We start from the raw sequence: 17,182 nt of genomic DNA on the forward strand, positions 1-17,182 counted from the left end.
AGAGCAAGATGGGAATGAAGGACTCCCTCAGGGTCATGGTCGTCGATGATATGGCGACAAGCCGTGGCCTGATCACCCAGGCCCTCGATGACATCGGGGTCAAGAACTACGTCACGGAAAACGATGGGCGGGCTGCGTTGGAACGCATGGCGTCAAGCCCCGTCCATCTTGTGCTGTCGGACTACAACATGCCTGGGCTGGACGGGCTTGGCCTGCTCAAGGCCGTGCGCAGTCACCCAGGATTGAAGAAAATGGGCTTTATCCTTGTGACGGGGCGTCCGACCCCTGAGATCGTCGCCGAAGCCAAGCGTTTGGGCCTGAACAACATGATCAAGAAGCCGTTCACCTCGGCCTCGATGAAGCAATGCATTGAAAGCGTGGTCGGCCGTCTATGACCATGCGCACCGGGACCATGCTGCCGCTGAAAGTCGCGACCGGGCGCGCCTCGGCCGAACTCGAGGGACTGCACAGCCGCCTTGAACGTCTGGAGCACGGGCTCGACGCGGTGATCATGCATTCAACTGAGGCTTTCGACACGAAATCCATCGGCATGCTGCAGGAATTGGACATGTTGCGACAGTCGATTGGCGCACTCGCCGACTATCTTGACCAAATCTCTGCTGAAACGGACAGCCGCGGCATGGTCAATGTCAGCGAAGCACTGACGGCCATGCCCCTGCGCGACATGGCCAGCCGGTTGGGCGGTCAGGTCAAAATCGCCGCTTCGGGCGGGCACGCTGAATTATTCTGACCTCTCGCAACCGCCCCGGTTTTGTGGGGCGGGTGCGACACCGATGAAGGGCAGCCATGATGACAAAACATGTCGTGATCGCGACGCCCGACGCGGGGCAGAGGCGACATCTGGCAATGATCGTCGACCGCATGCGGGACTTCGATGTGATTGCCCAGACCGGTGATCTGATGAACACCTACAACGTCGTGGAGGAAAAGTTACCCAAGGCGGTCCTGATCGCCGATGTGCTTGCGGCTTTGCCAGAGTTCGAGGTCATGCGCGCCCTTTTTTCGACGTTGGACATCCGCTGGCTGGTGGTTACCCTGCCCAGCCGCAAAGGGCGGCTGATGGCAGCCCCGGCCGGAAAGCAGCCTCCGGGATCGGATCTGTTTTCCATCCCGGCCGATGCCCCCGACGACATTTATGCCCGCCAGTTGGCGGCCCTGACGCGGTTGGGTTCAAGCTCTCGCCCTGCCGCCAAGACACGCGGTGAGCCTCAAACGGCGCCAAGGCGGAACCGCCCACAGCCGGCACAGCCAGAGCCACCAAAACGTCCGGCGGATCGCAGTCCGGCAGATCCGATCCCGCGTCCGCAAGCCAGATCCCTGTCTTCGCATTCGGCGGCGGCGGTTTCCCCGTCTCAACCGCAAGGCATACGACCACCGGCGCGTCCGGCCCCGATTGAAGCCAGCGCAACCGATCGCGTCATCCTGATCGGTGCCAGCACCGGCGGGGTTGACGCCCTGCTCGGGGTGCTGACGCGGTTTCCGGCGGATTGTCCGCCGACGCTCGTTGTCCAGCACACGGGGACCGGTTTCGGCGAAAGCCTTGCCGGTCTGTTGGACCGGCAATGCCTGCCAACCGTCCAATTGGCCAATGGCACACATGCCCTGCGCCGCGGCCTAATCCTGATCGGCGCGGGCATCCGTGCCCACCTTGTTCTCGAAGGTCGCGCCGCCACCCGGGCGACCACGCAAGATGGCGCGCCGATGTCCGGGCATGTCCCTTCGGTCGACCGCCTGTTCGCCTCGGCTGTGCCGCTGGGATCAAAAGTATCCGCCGCCTTGCTGACCGGCATGGGGCGCGACGGGGCCGAAGGGCTGAAGGCTTTGCGCGACGCGGGGGCCTTTACCGTGGCGCAGGACGAGGCCAGTTGCGTGGTATACGGCATGCCCCGGGCCGCTGTGGAACTGCGCGCTGCGCAAAAGGTCCTGCCGCTCAATTCGATTGCAGAAGCGTTACTGGCAGAACGCCGGTCCCCCGCAAGCGCCGGCACGGAAGCACGAAAATGACCAAACATCCCGAAAAACTGATCAATGTCATTCAGGGCGATTTCGAGATCTCCGATGATCCGACGGTCGTCCTGACAACTGTGCTTGGCTCTTGCATCGCCGTTTGCATGTTCGATCCCGGTCACAAGATCGGCGGCCTGAACCATTTCCTGTTGCCCAATCGCGAAGGGGGCCATGGCGCAAACGTGCGATACGGCGCCTATGCGATGGAGTTGCTGATCAACGGATTGCTGCGTAAGGGCGCGGAACGGACCCGCTTGCAAGCCAAGATTTTCGGCGGAGCCAGCATGATGGGCAACCTGCGCGACATCGGCGCATCGAACGCCGCTTTCGCGCGCAAGTTTCTGGCCGACGAAGGTATCCCCTGCATCGCGGACAGTGTTGGCGGGACCTCGGCCCGGCGCATCCGCTTTTGGCCGACAAACGGTCTGGTGCGCCAGTTGATGGTCTCGGCCGATGCCGTGGCGCTGCCGGTGGAAAAACCCGCACCGATCCCGCGCCCGAAAGTGGACGAAATCACGCTTTTCTGACAAGCGGGACACCGGTATCCCCTGTTTCGACGCCATTTGCGCGCAGACACCAAGGGAGGCCGACTTGCAGCACATGCCCCACCCCGACACCCGTGATCTTGTGCTGATCGGCGGCGGGCACAGCCACGCGCTGTTGCTGCGGTCATGGGGGATGAAACCCTTGCCCGGTGCCCGGCTGACGTTGATCAATCCCGGCCCCACAGCCGCCTATTCCGGGATGCTGCCCGGCCATATCGCGGGCCACTACCCCAAGGCGGCGCTGGAAATCGATCTGGTTCGCTTGGCGCGGTTTGCCGGGGCGCGGCTGATCATCGGCGCAGCCCAGCAGATCGACCTTGCCCGTGGCCAGATCATCGTGCCGGGTCGCCCGCCTATCGGATTCGACGTCGCCAGCATCGACATTGGCATCACGACCGCCATGCCCGAAATCCCCGGCTTTGCCGAACACGCGGTGCCAGCCAAACCTTTGGAGGATTTCGCCCGGGCTTGGCAGGCCTTTCTGCATCAGGACGGTCCGGCAGAAGTCGCCATGATCGGCGGCGGGGTTGCAGGGGCGGAATTGATCCTTGCCATGGGCCATGCCCTGTCCAAGGCGGGGCGACCGGCGGATTTGCACCTTATGGAACGGGATCGCGTTCTGTCCGCGCTTCCTGCCGGGTCTGCCGCGCGTTTGCGCCGCGCCCTGAAAACAGCAGGCGTCACCCTTCACGAAGGGGCCGAGGTTCGTGAAATCGGGCCGGGCCGGATTTTGCTCGCGGATCAAGAGGTCGCGGCCGGTTTCATTTGCGGGGCGGCCGGTGCCCGCCCGCATTCGTGGCTTGCCGAAACCGGGCTGTCGTTGCGTGATGGCTTTGTCACGGTCGATCCCCGGCTGCAAACCTCGGACCCGCGCCTGTTTGCGGCCGGAGATTGCGCAGACATGGCTTTTGACCCGCGACCCAAGGCCGGTGTCTATGCGGTCAGGCAGGCACCGGTTCTGGCGCATAACCTGCGCATCGCCCTTGCCGGCACTGGTCAGATGCGCCGCTACCGCCCGCAAAAGGACTATCTGAAACTGGTCAGCATAGGCGGGAAATCGGCGCTGGGTGATCGCTTGGGCGTAAAATTCTCTGGCCGCTGGGTCTGGCGCTGGAAAGACCGGATCGACCGCAAGTTTATGGAAAAACTACAGGATCTGCCCCGGATGCAGCCCCCTGCCCTGCCCTCGCCCCGGGCCGCAGGGGCCGAGGAGCTGGGCACCAAGGTCCTTTGCGGAGGGTGCGGTGCCAAGTTGGGTCAAGGCGCATTGATGACCGCTCTTTGCGAACATCCCGGCGATACTGCCTTGCCCGGAGATGACGCTGCATCGGTGCGCGTCGGCGGGGGCGAGGCCATCCTCAGCACAGATCACCTGCGCGCCTTCGTGGCCGACCCGGTCGTGATGACCCGGATCGCCGCCCATCACGCGCTGGGTGACATCTGGGCCATGGGCGCCCGGCCCAAAGCCGTGTTGGCATCGCTTGTCCTGCCACGCATGGCACCCGCGCTTTCGGCCCGCACCTTGGCCGAGATCATGGCAACCGCGCGTCAGGTCGTCCGTGAGGCCGGGGCCGAGATCGTCGGAGGCCATAGCTCGCAGGGCTCGGAAATGACAATCGGCTTTACCGTCGCCGGCGAATGTGTCGGCGTGCCCATCGGGCTGTCCGGGGCCAAGCCGGGCGACGCACTGATCCTGACCAAGCCCATCGGATCCGGCGTCCTGATGGCGGCGGAAATGTCCGGCGATGCGTCGGGCGGCGATGTTGCCGCCGCCCTGGACCTGATGGTGCAATCACAGGCGGTGGCCTCGTCACTGTTGCGCAGCGCCCATGCGATGACCGATGTCACCGGGTTTGGCCTGCTTGGCCATTTGCGGAACATCTGCATGAACTCTGGCACTGGCGCGGAACTGGACCTTGATAGGGTGCCCCTGATGGCCGGCGCGCTGGAACTGTCTCGAAAGGGGATCCGGTCCAGCCTGTATCCGGACAATCGCGCCCCCTTCCCCGATCTTCAGGAAACGCCCCACCACGATCTGCTGATCGACCCGCAAACCTCCGGAGGATTGCTGGCGGCGGTTGGCGGCGACGGATCCGCCGAACTGGCCGCACTGCGCAAGGCCGGCTATCCAGCGGCCTGCATCGGAAGGATCACGGCAGAGACCGGTCAGATCCGGATCGCGTGAACCCGCGCCGCGATCCGGGCGGCCAACTCGTCCAACGCGCCCGCCTCCAGCGACGCGGCTTCTTCTCGGTGCAGGATCTGCGGTGCCTGCGCCCGCATCGAACTTCGGTAGGCCGGGTCATAATGGTCTTCGGCCAAGGCCCGGCACAAACCCAGCCGGTCGCCAGCGGAAATCATCGCGTCCCAGCGATCCACCACCTCATGCCCGCGATGATAGCGCAGCGGCGTCAACCGATCCTTCAGACGCGGTGCATCGGCCAGAATGTCCTCGTAGGCCTTGGCGAGATACTGCGCCCGTGCCTCGATCGGGGCCGCGACTTCGATCCAGGGCGCAACCTTCATCGCATCCCAAAGCGCAGGCGGCAGATTGATCTGGCCGATCTTGCTGCTTTCCGCCTCGACCACCACCGGTTTGGCCGGATCAAGCGCACAAAGCGCACGCGCCAGATCGGATTCGAACCCCTTCTGCGCCGGCTGGCCGCCCGGCATCTCGCCCAGCAGTGAGCCCCGGTGCCGCGCCAATCCTTCGAGGTCCAGCACCTGCACTCCCTGCGCCGCCAAACGCGAAAGCAGCGCGGTCTTGGCCGTTCCGGTGTAACCGCCCAGTTGGATCAGGCGATGCGGCAAAGGCGAATCGTAAAGGAACCCTGTGACAAGGCGACGATAGGTCCGATAGCCCCCTTGCAGGACCTCCGCCCGCCAGCCGATCTCGCGCAACATCCATGTGAACGAGCCGGACCGCTGCCCGCCCCGCCAGCAATAGACCAAAGGTCGCCAGCCACCTTCATGGTGCGAAAGCGACCGTTCCACGTGATTGGCCGCGTTGCGAAACACCAGTGCCGCGCCAAGTTTGCGCGCCTTGAACGGGCTTTCCTGCTTGTAAATCGTGCCTACGCGGGCCCGTTCCTCATTGTCCAGAACCGGCAGGTTGATCGCCCCGGGCACCCGATCCTCGGCATATTCGGCCGGACTCCGGACATCGATCACGCTGTCGAAGTCATGGGCAAAGAAGGTCGATAGACGGTCAGGGATCAAGGGCATGCCCAAGGATTTACCCCGCGATCATGGCCAATGAAAGGGACAGTTCAACCAAGTGAATTTTCTGTCGAAAACATGCTGGACACCGGCCCGGACCTCGGCTAAACCGCCTCCACCCGAAGCGAAGGCTTCACCCGTGCCCGGGTAGCTCAGGGGTAGAGCAGTGGATTGAAAATCCTCGTGTCGGTGGTTCGATTCCGCCCCCGGGCACCATTAAAACCAATTAAGATCAATAAGTTACGCACTTACAGGGTGTGTCAGCGTTGTTCCTTGGTACGTTTGGGTATCACTCGGGTAGCGACCTCGACCAGTCGTGCAATCATGCTTTTTCTTGGTTTTCTTCGAAGCACGATCAGACCAGCTGCGTTCAGGCCGAGGTTCCAAGACCGGTTTTGCCAGTACTGTCCCTTTAGTTCGGTCGCATCCCCGTTAACGTTCAGCACAGCAGATCCATAGAACTTCGGTTGATCCGTCACCGCGAGAGGCTGAGAGTTGTCTTGCTTGTTGGTCTGCTCGTAAACCCATGCAACCGACTTATTCCCATTCTCTGATTTAAAAAATTCCACTGAGATCGTTTCAGAACTTAGCAGTGGCGTTTTTTCATTTGGCAGAAAGGCCACGTCGGTCTGAAACCACGTCTGTTTGATTTTCACATCAAAAATCGCTTCCAGAAGACCGGGGCGCTCGTCGTTGACAGGATCAAACGTGATTTCGTTACTGGAGGCGGCGGTTTTCAAGCGTTCCACAATTGGCCAATTGGATTGGACCGTCACAACCCACTCGCCGTTCAAGTCGGGAAAATAGCGATTTGCGAACCATTGCCCCGCGAAAGGTAGCTTCCAAAGAAGACGCCAGCCTGGCGCGACGATGAACAGCGCAATGCTACCCCAGATGACCCCCGCGACAACTCTAGAAGTCAGAAGGTTGGCAACTGGCGATCCCAGAACAGGCAAGTTGGCGGCAAGCCAAGTCTCGATCCAGCCAACGGCAAGCGGTGATGCCAAAGCCAGATAGACCGCCAAGGTAATCCAGAACGAAAGGGAAACAAACTTTGCCACGATGCTCAACCTCTGGTATTGAAGACTCGGTCCGGTGCCCCCAAGTATATGGGCAAGCGGCGTCACCACCACAAGATAAGACCAGAAGAGGGACAGTTTAATGCCTGTTAACGCACATAAAGCCTTCGTGTCCCGGCCCTCGGGTTACAAGTTCGCATTGAACCTTTCGGAGGAACAGGAACGGACACTGCGGGACGCTCGGGATGAGATTCGCAGCGCAATCTCCGCGCAGTTTGGGTCATTTGCGAAAGCTCTGGGTGATCAGGTCTTGTTCGAAGATCAAGCGCCAGTACCTGTGCGTAGTTACCAGACCCCGAAGTTCAGGATGCAGGGCAGCTTCTCGTACCACACCTGCAACCAGCCCGCGCATGTGCCGCCTCAGGAGATTGACTTGGACGATGGGCTTTTCATGCCCGTCTCCTACTTTCAAAAGGGTGGAGACAGGTCGCCGGTTGTCCAAAGCGCCGCCTACTTTTTCATTATCGAGCGCATTCTAGCGCCACTTTGCGACAGAAAGGGTTGGCAACTCATTACGGATAAGCCTTCGTGCATTCGAGTGAAGATTGACGACACCATGCATACCGATCTCGCACTGTACTCGGTGCCGGATACGGATTTTCAGCGCATCGTGAAAGATGCCCAAAGTCGTGGTGTAGACTTCACAGCCGAACTAATGATGGAAGACACCGCGTATAGAATGTTGTCTCACGACGAGATGATGCTCGCGCACCGCAACGAGGGTTGGATGAAATCCGACCCGCGAAAACTCGAAGACTGGTTTGTCGATGCCGTGAAACAATACGGCGAGCAGGTCCGAACCGTCAGCCGCTATCTAAAGGGCTGGAAAGACTTCCAATGGCCCGAAGGAAGGTTGGCATCAATTGCACTCATGGCCGCAGTCGTGTCGGTCTTTGAGAAGGCGTCGGCAGCAATTGCCAGCGATAGAGACGATCTGGCGTTGTTGCGAGTCGCGGAAGACTTGCCCGACTTTCTGGCCAATGACATTCCAAACCCGGTCGTAGAAGGCGCACGGTTGGATCAGGGTTGGTCAGCTGAGGAACGCAGCGATTTCGTTGCGAAGGCCAGAGTGCTTGCTGAGCGCCTGAAAGACGCGCTGACACAGACGTCAGACCGCACGGCAGCTTTCGAAGCCCTACAAGACCAATTTGGCGGGCGTATCCCAGACGATCTCACCCTCTATGTGCCCGACGCTGGCCTTGAGACAAAGGCAAGCGAGTTGGCTGCACCTGCTGCCCTTACTTTGGGGATTGTGGAAAAGGTTGACGCTGAGCAAAGCAATGACCTCGCCGCTGTGAACAAGCACGGCGGAGGCCGCTACGGGTAGTCGGCATTGACTGGGCCGTCTGAACCTACCGATCTCATGATAGCTGAGTTATCCCGCTGGGTGCTCGCTCAATGTCCGAATGCGCGAGACCTCACGCAGGGCGAATTGTCTCGATACGAGGCCAAGGACCCAATCCACGGATGGGTTGTCCCGTTTCAACATCAAGCTGACCGCTTTGATCTGAAAGTGGTGCTCTTGCAGGATTTCCCGTGGACAAAGCCGCGCGTGTACTGCACCGAAAAATTTCGGTTTATGCAGTATCCGCACATCGAAAAAGACGGTGCATTTTGCCTTTACCCACCGGGGACAGAGCACAATCCTTTGAGCCCCAAAGGGTTAATATGGGACGCTATCAAAGAAGCCACTCGATTGATCGTCGCTTCATACGACGACGCGTTTATCCGTGATTTCGCGGACGAGTTCGATTCCTATTGGAGCAAAACTGATGGGGGCAAAAACATCGTCAGCCTCCTGCCGCCCGGCGGTCCCTCTCGTCGGGTGTCCCTGTGGTGCAGTACAGGTGACTACTATCTGGCAGATGACCACACGACCTTGGAGAGTTGGCTTCGCAACCGTTTTCCGGGGAACAAGAAGGACTACAAATTCAACACCGCGACACACATCGCCCTCAATAGGCCCATTCTGCCTTCGGAATACCCGAGGTCGGGTGCGGCGGTTCTACGCTTTTTGCGGGAGTTGGCACCCGAATCCGTAGAACTGCTGGGAGATGCGGCTGTAACCGCTGATGACAAGTTCACCGTTTCCTTCGAGGGGCGCACGGATGATGGACCGGTGTTTTTCGCCGTCGAAGTTATGCCCCCCGTCAAACAAGGTATGAAAGCCGGGCGACGCCCAGACATGGTGCAGAAGGGCTTTCGGCCTGGAAAGGTACCGACCCATATCCGAATGCAGCGGCTTTTCGGGGGGAACAAGGTTGAGCGCCACGAGACTATGCGCGCGGACCCATCGTGGATTCACGGGCGCGACACCCCTACAGTCGCCCCTTTGTTTGACAAGCGTGTTCTGATGATCGGCGCGGGATCATTGGGAAGCGAGGTTGCTCTGCTTCTGGCCAAGACGGGTGTTGGCACGATCTCATTGGTCGACCCGGAACTTCTGGAGTATCCCAATGTTGGGCGCCATACGCTCGGGGTCACGCAAGTCAGGACGTTCAAAGCGAAGTCACTGGCAGAAAAATTGGCTGCTGACTTCCCGCATATGCGCTCGATCAAGTACTTTTCCGAGGGCTGGCAATCGCTCTACGGCAAACGTCCTGAGGTGTTTCACAACACCGATTTGATCGTGTCCACGGTTGGCAGTTGGGTGGCTGAAGGCAGGCTTAACCAAGTGGCTAGGAGCGAAGCGGATTTCCCCCCTGTGATCTATGGGTGGGCAGAACCCTTTTCTGTTGCAGGACACGCCGTATTGATCGGCTCCAACGGCCCATGTTTTGCTTGCGGTATGGACCATTTCGGGAGGGCACGACGAACAGTGTGTGAGTGGGACACCGAGACGACGCGAGAACAGCCCCACTGCGGGGCCAGTTTTCAACCATATGGGCCAGTATCGTTGTCAGGCGTAGCGGCCTTAGTGGCGAAGACCTCAACGAAAGCACTGCTTGGTGAGGTGCACTCCGGGACAGAGGCCGTTTACTGGGCTTCGAAGGAAGAAATTGCCGAACAAGGAGGGCGCTTCACCCCGGACTTCCTAAATTGCTTTTCTAACGTTCCTGAGTTCGGCGGAACGAGGAGATTTGAGTGGAGGCAAAAGGGAGACTGTGCTTTTTGCGGAGAAGCATGAGTATTCGCTACCCCGTTGGGGAAAGTGGGCAATTTCTGACCCTAGAACAGGATGTTCTCGATCACCTTGCTAGATGGCGACAGTTGGACCCGAAAATGCCTGAAGCTGGTGGGCAGCTATTCGGCGCGGTCGAAGGTCAATGCATCCAAGTCAAGCTGGCAACCGGTCCGAGGCGGTCCGACCGACGAGGGCGCTTCTTCTTTGTCGCAGACCGTTTTGCGGAACGCCGGGAGATCAGCGCATTGCACAAATCTGGGCTGCACTATTTCGGAGATTGGCACACTCACCCGCAACCAATTCCCACCCCTTCTGGAACTGACATTTCATCAATGGCCGACCTGTTCGCTCGCTCAAAGCATGAGTTGAATGCATTCTTGATGGTGATTGTCGGCACAGCCGGGTTTCCAGATGGTCTGCATGTGTCACTTCATGAAGCCAATGCATGGTCGAAATTGCCGAGTGAATGAACTGGTGAAGGAATAGAAAAAACGGAGCGAACTACCCGCTCCGTTCATTTTCCTGATGGCCATTCAGCGAAGTCATCAGTCCTTTTTCGGCTGTAAGGCGCGGCGCGCCTCCTTCTCGGCTGCGGACCCCTTCACCCATTGCCACGGCGTGCGCGGCTTCCTCGCCTTTGCAAGTTCGGGGTTCGCCTTGGCATCGCTGGCGGCGGCGCGCAGGCGTTCGCGGGCCTCGCGCGGGTCGATTTTGAGTTCGTCGCAGATGGCCTTGAGCGTCACGATGTCGGTCATGTCGATCTCCTAAGTTGCTGATGCAGATCGATAAGACGCAAGGTCGGAGCGTGTCAGGGATAACCCTAGTTCGGCTTGAAGATTTCCGAGACGTCCACGCCGAGGGCCTTGGCGATGCGCTCGACCACCAAGATCGACGGGTTGCGTTTCCCGGTCTCGACGCCGCTCAGATAGGTTTGGTGAATGTCCGCGCAATGGGCGACCTCTTCTTGCGAAAGGTCCTTCTCCCTCTTGATCCGCTGGATATTTCTCGAAACGCGCGATTGAATTGACATGCGCGGCATGGCGCATGGCGGTCACGCCCTCAGCCATAGACTATAAGTCATATTCGACTAGGCTTACGGAAGACCCGAAGTCACTGGCGACATTCAGGAATGCAGAAAGAGGCAGGGGGACGCGCGCCCTATTGGTTGACTCATAGTCTATATGGCGAGGCGAGGTCCGTTCTGTCGCCCGAAGCCCTCCTGCTGCCTGATCATGTCTTGGATTTCATCGACCGGCACGTGGTCACGCACGGCGTCTACGGCTGGTGGTTCGACAACCGCCTGCCTTTGGTTCCAAGGGACGGTTGCATAGAGCGTGACGGGCGGCACCTGCTCTACATCGGCATAGCGCCCCCGAAAGATGGGCCAGTGCGCCGAGGTGGGCCGACGCCCATGAAAAGCCGCCTCTGGCGCAACCACCGACGCGGAACGGTGCGCACGTCGACCTTGCGCCTGTCGCTCGCAGCCCTTCTCGAACAGGAACTTGAACTGGCGTTCTGGCGCGACAAGCGAAATCGCGTGCGCATGGATCGCCACCACGAGGACAAGCTAACAGAATGGATCGCCAAGCACGCGGCAATCTCGGTCGTGCAGCATGACGAACCGTGGTCTCTTGAGGAAACGCTGGTCAGGAACGGGCCGCCCTTGCCCCTGAACCTGAGCATGTCCGGGCATCCGTTCAGATTGACGCTGAGCGACCTGCGCCGCGGGCTGGGGCGAAACTGACCGCGCCTACAATTAACCCCGAGGACCGAGAGCTAAACGCGCGCGGCAGCGTTGTATTGAGCCAGGAGCGCCGGGGCGTTCCTCGGGCATGATGATCCCGTAGCAATCCCGGCTGGCGCGCTGTGTGGCGCGCTCACGGTGGTTCTCCCGACATCCGCGCGGACGCGGCGCATCGGCATGACTACCTCTGTGGTCTCCATAGGCCGCGCGGGAATTACCCTGACGAGCGCTGGTCCCCGATCTTATTGCTCTGACATCGAAACCAGTCAGCGAGGAAATCGGCAATGACGATACGCGCGACATGGGCCTTCAACGGCAAGAAGAAAACCATCTTGGGCAACTGGCACCGCCTGTGGTGCCTGCTGTTCGGCCCATTCTACTACCTGTTCAAAGGTATGTTCCTGTCGGCGATCTTGTCGCTTATCACGGCCAATGGTCTGTGGGTCGGCTTCCCCCTGTGCAATCGCGCCATCGTGTTGCGCCACTACCATCGTAAGGGGTGGGTGCAGGGATGACCGCCAGCACCTCCGCCCAAGCAGTTTGCCACCCGAGTGGAACCCGGCGCGCCATGCCGAAACCCAGCGTGAATGCGGACCGCATGAAAAGGTTCGGCAATTTGGGTCCGGCTAACGCCCGACAGACTGATAGATAGTCAACGGGTCAGTCTGAGGCGTTCCGCGCGGTGCCCGATGCGGCGCTGTCACAAGGCGACCACAGGGGGAAGGAGGGAGGTGTTTTTTTAACGCCGCGCACCCTGCGGGCAGATGAGGGGTCATATCGACTGCCGAGATTTTCGGCCCTGAGCCGCTCGCTTCGTCATAGGTCATCCGCCAGTGGAGAATTGGGCGGAGGCCACCTCGGTTGACAGCCCCCGCCATGATTTTAGTTTCTCAAGCTGATCCATGGGTCAGTTCAATTTCTGCCCAACGACACATCCATATTCGGAAAGTTCTTCGTCGCTCATCATATCAAATGACATGTGGGCGTGTGCAATCTCAATCAAGATTTTCGCAATTTCCATACAGGTCAAATCGATCTGCAAGTTTTCCTGCCGCTCCAACTCGATCTCAATAGCGTCAAAAATTGCATCTCCTAGTTGGGTTAGGTGTTCTGCACGTTCGGGCATTTTGTCCTCTTTCTCTTCCAATTTGCACTCGTCGGAGCGCGGTTTTTTGTGGGGATGAACACTTGCTCAAAAATCCCACACGTGTGCGACTTCTGAGCAAGTGATGCTGGTGGCATGGTTCAGGGCAGCGCCCAGACGGAGGCCTTGCCCTCCTTCGACTTCACCACGCCCAGTGCTTCGCCCGCACGCCGGAGGGTCGGTAGAGATACCCCTTCCTCCTTGGCCCAGACGTCCAGCACCTTCTTCTTGACCGGCCCTTTGCGCAGAACGCTTTCCAGCCACGCGGTCGCTGTGTCGCGTTCTCGTGGCGGTCGGCCCCGCTCGGCCTCGGGCGGCGCGAGAAGTTCGCCCACCGTTAGCTCAGGCTCACAGGCATGCCATTTCACGCGGGGGTGCGAGCGCGGGCCAGTGCTCTGCATCTCGAACACGATTGTCGGCCCGGGTTCGGCATAGTTCGACTTGGCGTGGGCGACCGCGCGCAGGCGCGGGTCGTCTGGATGCGGCGCGAGGATCAGGCCCGAGCGCACACGCGCTGATATCGAGATCGATCCGATACCTTGGTGCATGGCATGGTCAGCCCGCGCTTTCCGTAGGTGCCGCACGATCAGGATGGCCGTGTCGAACTCGCGCGCCAACTGGTCGATCTGCACCATAAAGTGCATGGTCTCAGTGGCCTTGTTCCCGTCCGCACCCTCCTTCATGCAGGCGATGATCGGATCGATCACGACAAGGGCGGGCGTGTTTGCCGACAGTTCCTGCCGGAGCAACGCCAAGCCACGCTCGTCCAAGGAAAACGGCTCCTGCTGAAAGCGGACTTTCGAGACATCGGCCCCAGCCTGCATGAGGCGGGGTTTCAACACCCGCGACGGATCGTCCTCCGCAGACATGAAAAGGACTGAGCCTTTTTCTATGTTATCCACGAACGGCGGGGGCTTCCCTGTCGTCACGGCGGCCGCGATGGCGCAGGTGAATTTCCCTTGGCCCATGTTCCCGTCGAGGACAGTCAAGGCACCTTTCACGACATAGGGATACATCGAGAATTGCGGCGTGGATTCCTCGACGTCTCCGAGCCAGCCGAAAGCCTCTTCATGCCCAGTCTCGTATTTGCCGACGCTGGAGGCGATACGCTCGACCTCATCGGTATCGAGCGGCGGGCAACACGCCGCCGCGTTGATTGCCTGCAACGCGCCTGCGATTGCCGTTTCGGCCAACCCGCGAAACCTGAGCGATCCCGCAATCTTGGTCAGCTCATTGTTGCGGCTTCCGGCTTTGAAGGCACCAACTGTGTCGAAATTCGCTGTGCGGGCTTTGTCGCGCCTCAAAGAGCGCACGAATTCGGCAGGCAGCGCCGCCACGCGGTCCTCTCCGCGCTGCACGCGATACCGGCGACCGCATTTGTGCATACTGGGCGGACCGACGAGATATCCACTGGCATTGTCCTTGATGTCTATGCCAGCAAGCGGCGCTTTCCTCTTGGGTAGAGCTTCCGAGGCGCGGAAATAGTAGTGTGTCCCGCGACCTGTGCGGACCGACAGAGTGGGCGGGAGGTTCAGCTTCTTGAAGGTTTCGGCCCCCTCCGGGCCGTCAACATCGAGCACAACCACGCCCGGCGGAAGGATGACGCCAAAGTTGGCCTTGGGGTACTTCTTGAACGCTCGACGGATTTTAACCGCGCTGGTCGTGGCGCTATGCTGCCCGTTCGGAAACAAGTCTGCGATTGGGTGCTTGCCCGGACTCTTGCAATCGGCCTTGCCACACGTGCATTGGCCGTCATCATCAATGCCATGCAGGGCGACGATTTTGCCGCCATTCCGCGCCCAAGCGAGCGCGGCTTTGGCAACCGAGGACGACAACATGTCACCCTCGAAGCGAAATGCTTTTCGCATCTCAGTTCTCCTTGTCTGGGTGATCAGTAGTCGGCGTAGTGCGTGCGAGCGCGTTCTTCGGCGCGTTCAGCGAGCCAGTCCTCGATCTCGGACATGAACCACGTGACCGTTGTATCGCCGATTTTCGCCCTTCGGGGAAAGCGTCCGCGGGCTTCCCAGCGAAGCAAAGTCGTATTGCTTACGCGGATGCCAAAGCGCTTGAGGTCGTCGCGCGTTACAAGCAACGGTCTGTCTGTTTCATCCTTCATGGAATTTCCCTTTCGTCGGTTAGACAAAAGAGCCGGCTCCATGTTTGGACAACATATGACAGATTGAAACGCAGTGATATCAAAGGCGTAGCTAAAGCTGCGCTTTGGTTGCGCAGGTTTATCTCTTGCCTCGCAGTTTTGCGACTTCGTCCAAGACGTTTCCCGAAAACTTGAAACCGTTGCCGAAGACCTCTTGCGCGCAGTCGTTCAGGAATTCCTGATACTCACTGCTCGGGCCCGGAGTGCGATCATAGCCGCCTCGTGAATGACGAGCGTTTGGGAAGTGACGTTCAAACACGCCTGCGAGTGCGTTCCCGAAATCGATTTTGAACTCCTGAGACACCGACGAACCTTTCCGTTTTCGATCATCCAAGACTTCGACAAGATCGCGGGTTCGGTTCCTTAGTTTGGTAAGTTCTTCGATCAGTGTGTGCCGGTTCGGCGGGGGCGATGGCAACTCGTCAGGCCATTCAGAAAGAGCGGTCAGGTTCTCATCGGAAAGCACTTCGATCAACTGCTCGGCAGTACGCAAGACCGAACTCGTGATTGTTCGTTTTCTGGCGTCAGGCGTCTGTGACTCTGGCCCACCTTGAACGCCGAGAGGACTGGACATAGCCGCGACCCAAAAGACTTTAGCGATGGTTCGAAGATCATCAGCTAGGCGTATTCGGTCGGTTTCATCGTCCGCCCCACCAATGCGGCAAAGCCGGTCAATTGCTTTTTGCGTGAAGAATTCAGGCGCTTGTGGGAGTGGACGATCCAGCCACCCCAACTCGAGGTACTTCAGATAATACGGCTGATCTGGTGAATTTTTTGACATGACTATTCCAAAGCTCAAGCGCCTCGCGCTTTTCGTCGGCATATGAATAGACATTGTAGATAGCGGCCACGCCTGAGACCACACCCGTCTTGTGGTTGAGCAGCGCTTCGGTGACGGGCTGTGGGACGCCCAGCATCGCCATATTGGTGGACATTGTTCGGCGAAGGTCGTGGATGATCCACGGCTCCGTGCCTTCGGGCAATGCCTTATCGAGCCGATCTTTCAGGCGACCGAACCCTGAAATGGGAGTTTTCCCGGTGGTTGTGAACACGTAGTCCGAATTGAAGAACCTCGGTGTCTTGCGCAACACCTCAACCATAGCGTCTGTGAGCGGGACAGTGTGCTGCTTGCCGTTCTTGGCGCGCAGAGAAGGCAACGTCCAAAGGCGTTTTTGGATGTCGATTTCCGGCCAACGCATCTCAGCGACCTCGGCGCGTCTCTGGCCGCTGAGCATGAGGAACTTCATGCAATCCCCGAAAGGATAGCCTTCGTCTCCAAAGACCTCCCACAGCGCGCCCAGCTCATCGTCGGTCAGCACGCGCTCGCGGGACCGTTCTTTGGACAGCGGTTTCATCCCGGCGATGGGGGAGGCATCGATCATGCCACGCTCGACACACCAGCCCATCAGGTGCTTGAGGTGGGCCAGCGCGCGGTTCGCGCTGACCGGCGCGGATTTGTGGATCACGTCGCAGGCTTTCACGACATCGGCGCGCTTGATCTCGTCGATCCGTTTGCCGTGCAGGGTGGTGAACTTCGCCAGCAGGGCGTCCTTGCGCTTCCAGTCGCGGTTGTGAACCTTGGCGTACTTCTCGATGTAATCAGGGATCACGTCACCCAACGTCGGTTTCGTTTCGACCTCGACGCCGGTGCGCTCCTCGAACCGGCCCGACTCAATTTCGTAGAGCACCTGTTGCACCCGCTTCCGCGCATCAGCCAGCGAGATGATGGGAAACCGTCCAATGGTCAGTCGCCGCATTTTGCCCTTGATGCGCTTGTGCAGGCAAAACGTCTTGGTGCCTGACGTGCTGATGCGCAGGACAAGACCCGGCATCAACTCGTCCCGAAAATCGAGGCGCTTGGACGGATCAGGCTTTTGCCCTTCGATGAACTTGGTGGTGAGTTTGCGTTTCATAAGCCCATGATAAGATGGGCGGACGAGCCGCGTCAGGGACAACTCTAGATGGCTTGCAGGGTTTTGGATCGACTTGTGCCAGAACGAGATACCCGCGTGGTCTTTGGCGACTGTGGATCATCCTCGGATAGCAGTCGCAAAGATGCCGAATCCTTCAAATTTTCAGTTGCTAAGCACGCTGCAGGCTCCGACCTCATGGTTCAAGTGGCTGCGAAATTCCCTAAGATGAGC

The 17,182-nt window shown here is 59.4% G+C and carries 19 protein-coding genes and 1 tRNA gene; 11 read left to right on the plus strand and 9 right to left on the minus strand.

The annotated features are described in order from the left end of the window. The first annotated feature begins 8 nt into the window (after window positions 1-8). The 5 genes from KJP30_RS20080 to selD all read left to right on the plus strand — a co-directional run bounded on the left by KJP30_RS20080 (window position 9) and on the right by selD (window position 4,758). Entirely contained in the window at window positions 9-395 is a 387-nt protein-coding gene (locus KJP30_RS20080; RefSeq protein ID WP_218451154.1) for a response regulator, read from the plus strand. Then, a complete protein-coding gene (locus KJP30_RS20085; protein ID WP_218451155.1) occupies window positions 392-751 on the plus strand; it encodes a DUF8776 family protein in 360 nt (119 codons plus the stop codon). The genes KJP30_RS20080 and KJP30_RS20085 overlap by 4 nt, the downstream gene beginning before the upstream one ends. Before the next feature lie 59 nt (window positions 752-810). Beyond that, a complete protein-coding gene (locus tag KJP30_RS20090; protein WP_246594651.1) occupies window positions 811-2,025 on the plus strand; it encodes a CheB methylesterase domain-containing protein in 1,215 nt (404 codons plus the stop codon). After that, window positions 2,022-2,555 (plus strand): chemotaxis protein CheD, encoded by a 534-nt coding sequence (locus tag KJP30_RS20095; protein WP_218451156.1) that lies wholly within the window; start codon window positions 2,022-2,024, stop codon window positions 2,553-2,555. Before KJP30_RS20090 ends, KJP30_RS20095 begins: the two co-directional genes overlap by 4 nt. Window positions 2,556-2,628: 73 nt before the next feature. Continuing rightward, window positions 2,629-4,758, plus strand: a complete 2,130-nt coding sequence (selD, locus tag KJP30_RS20100; protein ID WP_218451157.1) for a selenide, water dikinase SelD — start codon at window positions 2,629-2,631, stop codon at window positions 4,756-4,758. Here the strand turns inward: selD and mnmH are convergent. Further along, window positions 4,740-5,798: a tRNA 2-selenouridine(34) synthase MnmH gene (mnmH, locus tag KJP30_RS20105; RefSeq protein ID WP_218451158.1), complete on the minus strand. Its 1,059-nt coding sequence runs from the start codon at window positions 5,796-5,798 to the stop codon at window positions 4,740-4,742. The two genes, selD and mnmH, sit on opposite strands and share 19 nt — an antisense overlap. A gap of 135 nt (window positions 5,799-5,933) precedes the next feature. Here mnmH and KJP30_RS20110 point away from each other — a divergent pair. Continuing rightward, window positions 5,934-6,008: transfer RNA gene (locus tag KJP30_RS20110), tRNA-Phe, on the plus strand. Window positions 6,009-6,052: 44 nt separating this feature from the next. Here KJP30_RS20110 and KJP30_RS20115 read toward each other — a convergent pair. After that, window positions 6,053-6,853, minus strand: coding sequence for a hypothetical protein (locus tag KJP30_RS20115; protein ID WP_218451159.1), 801 nt, complete (start codon window positions 6,851-6,853; stop codon window positions 6,053-6,055). 100 nt (window positions 6,854-6,953) lie between these two features. Between KJP30_RS20115 and KJP30_RS20120 the strand changes: the two genes are divergently transcribed. Genes KJP30_RS20120 through KJP30_RS20130 form a run of 3 tightly spaced genes read left to right on the plus strand, consistent with a single transcriptional unit; the run spans window position 6,954 to window position 10,465 of the window. Next, window positions 6,954-8,198: a CBASS cGAMP synthase gene (locus KJP30_RS20120; protein WP_281421438.1), complete on the plus strand. Its 1,245-nt coding sequence runs from the start codon at window positions 6,954-6,956 to the stop codon at window positions 8,196-8,198. A 36-nt stretch (window positions 8,199-8,234) separates the two neighbouring features. Further along, window positions 8,235-9,998 (plus strand): ThiF family adenylyltransferase, encoded by a 1,764-nt coding sequence (locus KJP30_RS20125; protein WP_218451161.1) that lies wholly within the window; start codon window positions 8,235-8,237, stop codon window positions 9,996-9,998. After that, window positions 9,995-10,465: a Mov34/MPN/PAD-1 family protein gene (locus tag KJP30_RS20130; protein WP_218451162.1), complete on the plus strand. Its 471-nt coding sequence runs from the start codon at window positions 9,995-9,997 to the stop codon at window positions 10,463-10,465. The genes KJP30_RS20125 and KJP30_RS20130 overlap by 4 nt, the downstream gene beginning before the upstream one ends. 75 nt (window positions 10,466-10,540) lie before the next feature. Here the strand turns inward: KJP30_RS20130 and KJP30_RS20135 are convergent, their stop codons facing one another. Both KJP30_RS20135 and KJP30_RS20140 read right to left on the minus strand, forming a co-directional pair. Then, the gene (locus KJP30_RS20135; RefSeq protein WP_218451163.1) at window positions 10,541-10,750 is read right to left on the minus strand and encodes a hypothetical protein; all 210 of its coding nucleotides are present in this window, start codon (window positions 10,748-10,750) and stop codon (window positions 10,541-10,543) included. A 65-nt stretch (window positions 10,751-10,815) separates the two neighbouring features. Continuing rightward, on the minus strand, window positions 10,816-11,025 hold the full coding sequence (locus KJP30_RS20140) for a helix-turn-helix domain-containing protein (protein ID WP_246594652.1): 210 nt from the start codon (window positions 11,023-11,025) through the stop codon (window positions 10,816-10,818). Between the two features lie 135 nt (window positions 11,026-11,160). Between KJP30_RS20140 and KJP30_RS20145 the strand changes: the two genes are divergently transcribed. Both KJP30_RS20145 and KJP30_RS20150 read left to right on the plus strand, forming a co-directional pair. Continuing rightward, window positions 11,161-11,739: a GIY-YIG nuclease family protein gene (locus KJP30_RS20145; protein WP_218451165.1), complete on the plus strand. Its 579-nt coding sequence runs from the start codon at window positions 11,161-11,163 to the stop codon at window positions 11,737-11,739. Between the two features lie 284 nt (window positions 11,740-12,023). Further along, window positions 12,024-12,254, plus strand: a complete 231-nt coding sequence (locus tag KJP30_RS20150; RefSeq protein ID WP_218451166.1) for a hypothetical protein — start codon at window positions 12,024-12,026, stop codon at window positions 12,252-12,254. A gap of 392 nt (window positions 12,255-12,646) precedes the next feature. Here KJP30_RS20150 and KJP30_RS20155 read toward each other — a convergent pair whose 3' ends face one another. The 5 genes from KJP30_RS20155 to KJP30_RS20175 all read right to left on the minus strand — a co-directional run bounded on the left by KJP30_RS20155 (window position 12,647) and on the right by KJP30_RS20175 (window position 16,951). Then, window positions 12,647-12,865 carry a hypothetical protein gene (locus KJP30_RS20155; protein WP_218451167.1) on the minus strand — a complete coding sequence of 73 codons (219 nt, stop codon included), beginning with the start codon at window positions 12,863-12,865 and terminating at the stop codon, window positions 12,647-12,649. 119 nt (window positions 12,866-12,984) lie between these two features. Continuing rightward, window positions 12,985-14,751, minus strand: a complete 1,767-nt coding sequence (locus tag KJP30_RS20160; RefSeq protein ID WP_218451168.1) for a bifunctional DNA primase/polymerase — start codon at window positions 14,749-14,751, stop codon at window positions 12,985-12,987. A gap of 23 nt (window positions 14,752-14,774) precedes the next feature. Next, the gene (locus KJP30_RS20165) at window positions 14,775-14,999 is read right to left on the minus strand and encodes a helix-turn-helix transcriptional regulator (RefSeq protein WP_218451169.1); all 225 of its coding nucleotides are present in this window, start codon (window positions 14,997-14,999) and stop codon (window positions 14,775-14,777) included. Between the two features lie 118 nt (window positions 15,000-15,117). Then, window positions 15,118-15,771: a hypothetical protein gene (locus tag KJP30_RS20170; protein WP_218451170.1), complete on the minus strand. Its 654-nt coding sequence runs from the start codon at window positions 15,769-15,771 to the stop codon at window positions 15,118-15,120. Next, complete coding sequence (locus KJP30_RS20175) at window positions 15,734-16,951, minus strand: tyrosine-type recombinase/integrase (protein ID WP_246594653.1); 1,218 nt, start codon at window positions 16,949-16,951, stop codon at window positions 15,734-15,736. Before KJP30_RS20175 ends, KJP30_RS20170 begins: the two co-directional genes overlap by 38 nt. Window positions 16,952-17,182 lie beyond the last annotated feature (231 nt).

The organism is Antarctobacter sediminis, assembly GCF_019218285.1.
Taxonomy (GTDB): Bacteria; Pseudomonadota; Alphaproteobacteria; order Rhodobacterales; family Rhodobacteraceae; genus Antarctobacter; species Antarctobacter sediminis.

What these genes read in the sequence shown, in the direction of transcription:
- KJP30_RS20080 (WP_218451154.1), top strand. Translation starts at nt 9, where the DNA reads ATGGGAATGAAGGACTCCCTCAGGGTCATGGTCGTCGATGATATGGCG.
- KJP30_RS20085 (WP_218451155.1), top strand. Translation starts at nt 392, where the DNA reads ATGACCATGCGCACCGGGACCATGCTGCCGCTGAAAGTCGCGACCGGG.
- KJP30_RS20090 (WP_246594651.1), top strand. Translation starts at nt 811, where the DNA reads ATGACAAAACATGTCGTGATCGCGACGCCCGACGCGGGGCAGAGGCGA.
- KJP30_RS20095 (WP_218451156.1), top strand. Translation starts at nt 2,022, where the DNA reads ATGACCAAACATCCCGAAAAACTGATCAATGTCATTCAGGGCGATTTC.
- selD (WP_218451157.1), top strand. Translation starts at nt 2,629, where the DNA reads ATGCCCCACCCCGACACCCGTGATCTTGTGCTGATCGGCGGCGGGCAC.
- mnmH (WP_218451158.1), bottom strand. Translation starts at nt 5,798, where the DNA reads ATGCCCTTGATCCCTGACCGTCTATCGACCTTCTTTGCCCATGACTTC.
- KJP30_RS20120 (WP_281421438.1), top strand. Translation starts at nt 6,954, where the DNA reads ATGCCTGTTAACGCACATAAAGCCTTCGTGTCCCGGCCCTCGGGTTAC.
- KJP30_RS20125 (WP_218451161.1), top strand. Translation starts at nt 8,235, where the DNA reads ATGATAGCTGAGTTATCCCGCTGGGTGCTCGCTCAATGTCCGAATGCG.
- KJP30_RS20130 (WP_218451162.1), top strand. Translation starts at nt 9,995, where the DNA reads ATGAGTATTCGCTACCCCGTTGGGGAAAGTGGGCAATTTCTGACCCTA.
- KJP30_RS20135 (WP_218451163.1), bottom strand. Translation starts at nt 10,750, where the DNA reads ATGACCGACATCGTGACGCTCAAGGCCATCTGCGACGAACTCAAAATC.
- KJP30_RS20140 (WP_246594652.1), bottom strand. Translation starts at nt 11,025, where the DNA reads ATGTCAATTCAATCGCGCGTTTCGAGAAATATCCAGCGGATCAAGAGG.
- KJP30_RS20150 (WP_218451166.1), top strand. Translation starts at nt 12,024, where the DNA reads ATGACGATACGCGCGACATGGGCCTTCAACGGCAAGAAGAAAACCATC.
- KJP30_RS20155 (WP_218451167.1), bottom strand. Translation starts at nt 12,865, where the DNA reads ATGCCCGAACGTGCAGAACACCTAACCCAACTAGGAGATGCAATTTTT.
- KJP30_RS20160 (WP_218451168.1), bottom strand. Translation starts at nt 14,751, where the DNA reads ATGCGAAAAGCATTTCGCTTCGAGGGTGACATGTTGTCGTCCTCGGTT.
- KJP30_RS20165 (WP_218451169.1), bottom strand. Translation starts at nt 14,999, where the DNA reads ATGAAGGATGAAACAGACAGACCGTTGCTTGTAACGCGCGACGACCTC.
- KJP30_RS20175 (WP_246594653.1), bottom strand. Translation starts at nt 16,951, where the DNA reads ATGAAACGCAAACTCACCACCAAGTTCATCGAAGGGCAAAAGCCTGAT.